This window comes from Actinomadura sp. WAC 06369 (assembly GCF_003947565.1).
GTDB lineage: Bacteria > Actinomycetota > Actinomycetes > Streptosporangiales > Streptosporangiaceae > Spirillospora > Spirillospora rifamycini.
The window spans coordinates 1-5,404 of the sequence record NZ_QHJN01000290.1; the positions used below are offsets into that span (position 1 = coordinate 1).

At 70.0% G+C, this 5,404-nt stretch carries 7 protein-coding genes; 2 read left to right on the top strand and 5 right to left on the bottom strand.

Annotation, left to right across the window (positions count from 1 at the left end):
* Window positions 1–242: 242 nt before the first annotated feature.
* Window positions 243–1,133 carry an oxidoreductase gene (locus tag DMH08_RS38285; RefSeq protein ID WP_125621126.1) on the bottom strand — a complete coding sequence of 297 codons (891 nt, stop codon included), beginning with the start codon at window positions 1,131–1,133 and terminating at the stop codon, window positions 243–245.
* A gap of 60 nt (window positions 1,134–1,193) precedes the next feature.
* On the opposite strand from DMH08_RS38285, the gene DMH08_RS38290 reads away from it, so the two are divergent.
* A complete protein-coding gene (locus tag DMH08_RS38290) occupies window positions 1,194–1,799 on the top strand; it encodes a TetR/AcrR family transcriptional regulator (protein WP_026401761.1) in 606 nt (201 codons plus the stop codon).
* Window positions 1,800–1,997: 198 nt separating this feature from the next.
* On the opposite strand, the gene DMH08_RS38295 is transcribed toward DMH08_RS38290, so the two are convergent.
* The 4 genes from DMH08_RS38295 to DMH08_RS38310 all read right to left on the bottom strand — a co-directional run bounded on the left by DMH08_RS38295 (window position 1,998) and on the right by DMH08_RS38310 (window position 4,630).
* Window positions 1,998–2,525 carry a hypothetical protein gene (locus DMH08_RS38295; RefSeq protein WP_125621128.1) on the bottom strand — a complete coding sequence of 176 codons (528 nt, stop codon included), beginning with the start codon at window positions 2,523–2,525 and terminating at the stop codon, window positions 1,998–2,000.
* A gap of 14 nt (window positions 2,526–2,539) precedes the next feature.
* Window positions 2,540–3,100, bottom strand: a complete 561-nt coding sequence (locus DMH08_RS38300) for a hypothetical protein (RefSeq protein WP_026401763.1) — start codon at window positions 3,098–3,100, stop codon at window positions 2,540–2,542.
* Window positions 3,101–3,407: 307 nt separating this feature from the next.
* On the bottom strand, window positions 3,408–4,397 hold the full coding sequence (locus tag DMH08_RS38305; RefSeq protein WP_051300474.1) for a serine hydrolase domain-containing protein: 990 nt from the start codon (window positions 4,395–4,397) through the stop codon (window positions 3,408–3,410).
* A complete protein-coding gene (locus tag DMH08_RS38310; RefSeq protein WP_026401764.1) occupies window positions 4,394–4,630 on the bottom strand; it encodes a hypothetical protein in 237 nt (78 codons plus the stop codon). The genes DMH08_RS38305 and DMH08_RS38310 overlap by 4 nt, the downstream gene beginning before the upstream one ends.
* A gap of 462 nt (window positions 4,631–5,092) precedes the next feature.
* Between DMH08_RS38310 and DMH08_RS38315 the strand changes: the two genes are divergently transcribed.
* Window positions 5,093–5,404: MFS transporter (locus DMH08_RS38315; protein ID WP_325052985.1), on the top strand; the 312-nt coding region annotated here is incomplete at its 3' end.

Sequence of the window (5,404 nt, forward strand, 5' to 3'; positions counted from 1 at the left end):
CCTGGATCCCCGAACTCACCGACGACGCCTACGTCTACTTCAACAACGACCCCAACGGCGCCGCCGTCCGCGACGCCCGCCGCCTCCTCGAACTCACCCGACCGACCCCATGACCACCCCGCCGCGCGGCACCCGACCCGCACACCCCGGACGCCGACCGACCCGGCACCCACGCCGGGGGAGCGGGGGAGCAGTACGCGGCCCCCTACGACGGCACCCGCCCTCACCAGCCGAGGGCACACTCAAAGAGACGCCGCCGGAAACGCGACACCCGTCAGCTCCTCCGACACCCGCCACAGCCGACGCGCCGCCTCCGCGTCCCGCGCACGCGCCGACCGGCCCACCAGCTTCGGCGCGCCACGCCCCTCGAGAAAACCGCCCGGCCCCGCATAACCGTCACCCGGAACGTCCGCCACGGCCGCGTACAGCGTGGGCAGCGCACCGTCCTCCTCGCTCTGCGCCAGCCGCCCCGCCACCGACTTCCGCACCCGGTCGAACCCGCCCAGCCGGCCACTGGACTCCAGCAGGTTCGTCGCCGCCAGCCCGGGATGAGCGGCCGTCGCGATCACCGCCGAACCCGCCCCGGCGAGCCGCCGCTGCAACTCGGACGTGAACAGCAGGTTCGCCAGCTTCGACTGCCCGTAAGCGGCCATCGCCCGATACGGCCTGCGCTCCCAGTTCAGGTCGCCGAACTCGATCCGGCCCGACCGGTGCCCACTGGACGACACGGTCACGACCCGGCTCCGGATCCGCGGCAGCAGCAGGTTCGTCAACGCGAAATGCCCCAGATGGTTCGTGCCGAACTGCAACTCGAACCCGTCGGCCGTCCGCCCGAAAGGCGGGATCATCACGCCCGCGTTGTTCACCAGCACGTCGACGGGCCCGGCGAACTCCGCGACGAAACCGCGCACCGAAGCGAGATCGGCCAGATCGAGCCGCCGCACCTCGACCTCGCCGGGCATCCCGGCGGCCGCCGCGCGCCCCTTGTCCACATTGCGGACGGCGAGGACGACACGGGCGCCCCGAGCCGCGAGCGCCCGGGCGGCCGCGCGCCCGATGCCGCTGTTCGCGCCGGTGATGACGAAGGTGCGGCCCGACTGGGAAGGGATCTGCGAACTCGTGAACGTCGCCATGGCGCCAAAGTAGTCACCGGCAACAATGTTGTCAAAGGAAACATGATTAGGGTGGCATCCGTGCCAGCCGCAACCGACCGCCGGTCCTACCACCACGGCCGACTCCGCGACGCGCTGCTCGACGCGGCCGAACGCGGCCTGCGCGAACACGGCTCCGACCAGCTCTCCCTGCGCGAACTCGCCCGGGAGATCGGCGTCAGCCACGCCGCGCCCCGCCGGCATTTCCCCGACCGGCAGGCACTGCTGGACGCCCTCGCCGAAGCCGGCTTCCACCGCCTGGACGCCGCACTCCGCGCGGCGCTCGAGGGCGCGGCCGAGGACTTCCCGTCGCGCGTCCGGGCCGCCGCGAACGCCTACACCCGCTTCGCCACCGAGAACGCCGCGCTGCTCGAGCTGATGTACTCCAGCAAGCACCGCCCGGGCGCGACGCACATCGTGGAGGCGGCCGAGGCGCCGTTCGGGCTGATGCACGACCTGGTGCGCGAGGGGCAGGAGCAGGGCGCGCTCCAGGCGGGCGACACCCAGCGGATCGGGATCGTCCTGTTCGCCACCCTGCAGGGGATCACCGCGATCATCAACGGCAACTTCGTCCCTCCCGAACTGGCGGAAGGGCTCGTCGACACCGCCGTCGACCAGTTCCTGCGCGGTGCCCGCCCGCTGCCGTAGCACGCGCACTCGGGGCCGAGGATCCCCACCGGTTCGCACCACGCGCCGCACGCTCCGAGGGCCCGTCCGGCGACATCGTCTAAACCAGACAGAATTCAGCTTCTGTATGGTTTGCCGTCTTTCGGGGCATCCCGCCCGCCGCGGGGAAGCGGCGGTGGCGGCACCCGCGAACGGTGCGCCGCCACCGGCCGGCCGCCGTCACTTCTTGTACGGCGCGACCTTCTCCCGCAGTTCCTGCACGGTGCCCTGGAGCAGCTGCCGGAGCCGGTCCCGGTCGGCGCCGTCGGCGCCCGCGTAGTCGTCGATGTCGATGATCTGCTTCTTCGTCGCGGTGATCGAGTTGAGCTGGTGATCGAGCTTGATGTCGCCGAACCACGGGCTGCGCAGCATGTTCGCCATGTCGGTGCGGAACATCGCCACCAGGTCGTCGGGATCGGCGATGTGGTTCTTCACCTCGGCGACGAACGTCAGTGTGGCCTTGCTGCCGAGCACCGCCTGCTGCAGCGCGCCGTCGCCGGTCTTGCGGTCCAGCACGATCGTGAAGCTGTACAGGACCTCGTCGCCCACCGGCTTGAACCGCACGTACTGCATGTCGGCGCCCGACTTGATGCCGATGACCGGGCAGCCCAGGTGCGCCATCGTGAACACCATCTCGCCGATGAGGGCCTCGTCCTTGCTCTCCCTGGCCTCGGCGTTGTTCTTGAACTTGTTGATCAACGAAAGCATGGTGTTCCTCCTGGTCAGGCGGCGATACGGCCGCGCAGGTACTTCGCGCAGGCTTGCGACACGGCGGCGATGTGCTCCTGCAGCACGGGGTACTTCACCGTGTAGTGGTCGGCGAAGTACTGGTCCAGGTCGAGCAGGAGGGGCACCTGGACGTACACGTAGCCGGTGCCGAGGTCGGCGTCGACGGTGAACACCCCGGGCTCGCCGACGTCGAGGAAGCCGCTCTTGACCTCGCTCTTGAGTGCCTGCCAGACCGTCCGGGCGTCCTCGACGTACTCGCCGTAGGCGATCGTGACGGACGCGTGGTGCTGCAGCACCTTGGCGGCGGCGACGGTGCCGGTCAGGTGGGTCAGCTCGAACATCAGGCGGTGCTTGCTCTGGAGGTGCTGGAAGCGCAGGTAGTGGTGCCCGCCGTCGGAGGTGAGGTCGATGAGGGCGTGGCCCTGGGCGACGGCCGCCGTGATGACGGCTCCGACGAGCAGATCGTCGATCTCGCGGGCTTTGAGGTTCTCGGAGAACCGGGCCCAGCTGCGGTTCACCAGTTGCCCGAAGACCTGGTCGAGTTGTTCGCTCATGTCACCTTCCGTCCAGTGGCGATGGGTCCAGACCAGAGTGAGACTCGTGCGTCCGCCTGTCGGTTTCATCGCTCGTCATGACGGGCCGCGTCGGCCAGCCGCCAGCCGCTTCGCCCCTTTCCGCCTCCTCTCGAGCCATGGTCGATAATGAGCATTATGTTAAGTAAGCCGCTTCTGGGCGGGTGTAACGCGCCGCCGCCCTACCGACAAGGCCGTACCTGGCTCCCCCACCGCGACGGCGGGGTCGACGGGTACGGCGCGCAGCGCTCGACGCGAGGTGTCGGTAACGACGCCGTCCAGGAACGGATCAGCGGTTGCTGGGGATGCGGGTCGCCTCGGTCATCAGGAGTTGGGATCCATAGCGATCGACCGATGCGGAGTTGGCGGACAGGACGACGGCGCCGGTCGCGGTCTCGCGGTCGACTCCGACCCAGGAGCGAAAGCCGCCGGTGCCGCCGTTGTGCCAGGTGATCCGGCGGCCCTTGACCGTGACGGTGATCCATCCGGCGCCGATGTGTGCGCCCTTGCCGAACGGGGCGATCGGGTCCAGGGCGGTGGTTCCGGGTGCGGAGCCGTCGAGCAGGGCGGCAATGAGGCGGGCCATGTCACCGATGGTGGCGCGGATGCCCCCGGCCGGTCCTACCGCTTCCCCGGTCCACGGTTGCCGCGGCCTGCCGCGCCGGCTGGTGCCGGTGAGCGCGTCCGGGCCGAGCTGGTCGGCTGTTGCGGGCACGTAGAGGCGGTTCAGTTTCAGCGGGTCGGCGATGCGCTGCTGCACCAGTTCGGCGTACGAGGTGCCGGCCGCGGCGGCGATCGCGTGGCCGAGCAGTTCGAACCCGAAGTTGGAATAGCGGGCCTGCGGCCGGCCCACCCGCACAGTGCGGGCCTGGTCGAGCAACTGCTCCAGGTTCTCGCCGTAGGGGTTGGTGCCGTGCCGCCACAGGGCCAAGGTCCGCCGCAGCGGCTGGGCCGACTTGGGCAGTCCGGGCAGTCCCGACTGGTGCCGGCTGAGCGAGGCCAGCGTCACCTGCGCGGCCGGGACATCGCCGAGCGGCAGCAGTTCGCCCAAGGTCGTCTCGGGCCCGATTTCGCCGCGGTCCAGCGCATCGGCGTACAGCAGCCCCGTGACCGCTTTGGAGACCGACCCGATCTCGAAGTCGGCGTCCAGATCGGCGCCCCGGCCGGCCACCGTCGTCCCGGCAGGGGTGATCAGGGCGGCGGCCGCCACGGGGTGCCGGGCGCCCAGCAGTTCCTCGAGCCTGGTGGCGAGCCCCGTGTCGCCGTGCAGCGCCGTCACGACCGGTCCCCGAACACCCGGCGGCCGCGGTACTTGCGGTGCACCGCCTGCTTGGACACTCCCAGGGCGGCGGCGATCTCTACCCAGGTCGCACCGTTGTTGCGTGCGCGGCGGACCAGCACCGCCTCGGTCCGCTCCATCTCCGCGCGGATCTGGGCCACGGCGCCCAGGCCCACCAGCGGGTCTTTGTCCGCCGTCGCGACCACCAGGCCGGTCAGCTCTTCAACGTCCATGCGGTCAACATATGTTGACCGCATGGACGTGTCAACATATGTTGACCCGGTGCGCCGAGTAGACAGCCGGGTGCTCGGAACACTCCCCCGACAGTTCAAGCCACACCGGATCCAGCCGGCGGCGAAGCCCGAGCCCAGGACTAGGGGCCCGACCATGAGCGGCGGGTCGCCCGTGCGGCGTGCGCGTACCAGTTCACCGGCGCTGTGGCTGAAACGGTGGCTCGGATCCTCGCTGGACGGCGTCGGCGGCGGCTCGGTCGTCCTGGGCGTCCGGCCTGGCGGGTTCGGGAGGCGCTGTCGGGGGTGCCTCTCCCCCGGCCGGTTCGGGTGGTTTCGGTATTGCGCTGGCGGTTCGGGGAGGGGCGGCGTTACAGTGCGGGTATGAAGCGCCGACGACATTGATCTTCACCTGAGGCGGGGCTCGCGCGCAGGCTGTACGCCTACACGTTCCTCGAGGATTTCATCGTTCTGTACCCGGTGTACGCGGTGCTGTTCGCCGATGCCGGGCTCTCCCCCGCCGAGATCTCGTCGCTGTTCGTGATCTGGTCGGTCACGACGTTCCTTCTCGAGTTGCCGTCCGGTTTGTGGGCGGATGTTTTCTCGCGCCGGTGGCTGCTGGTGGCCGCTCCCCTGCTGGCCGGTGCGGGTTTCGGTCTGTGGGCTTTCGTTCCGTCGTATCCGGCGTTCGCCGCGGGTTTCGTGTTGTGGGGCGTGGGGTCGGCGCTGCGTTCGGGGACGTTGCAGGCGCTGGTGTACGAGGAGTTGGGGCGGGTC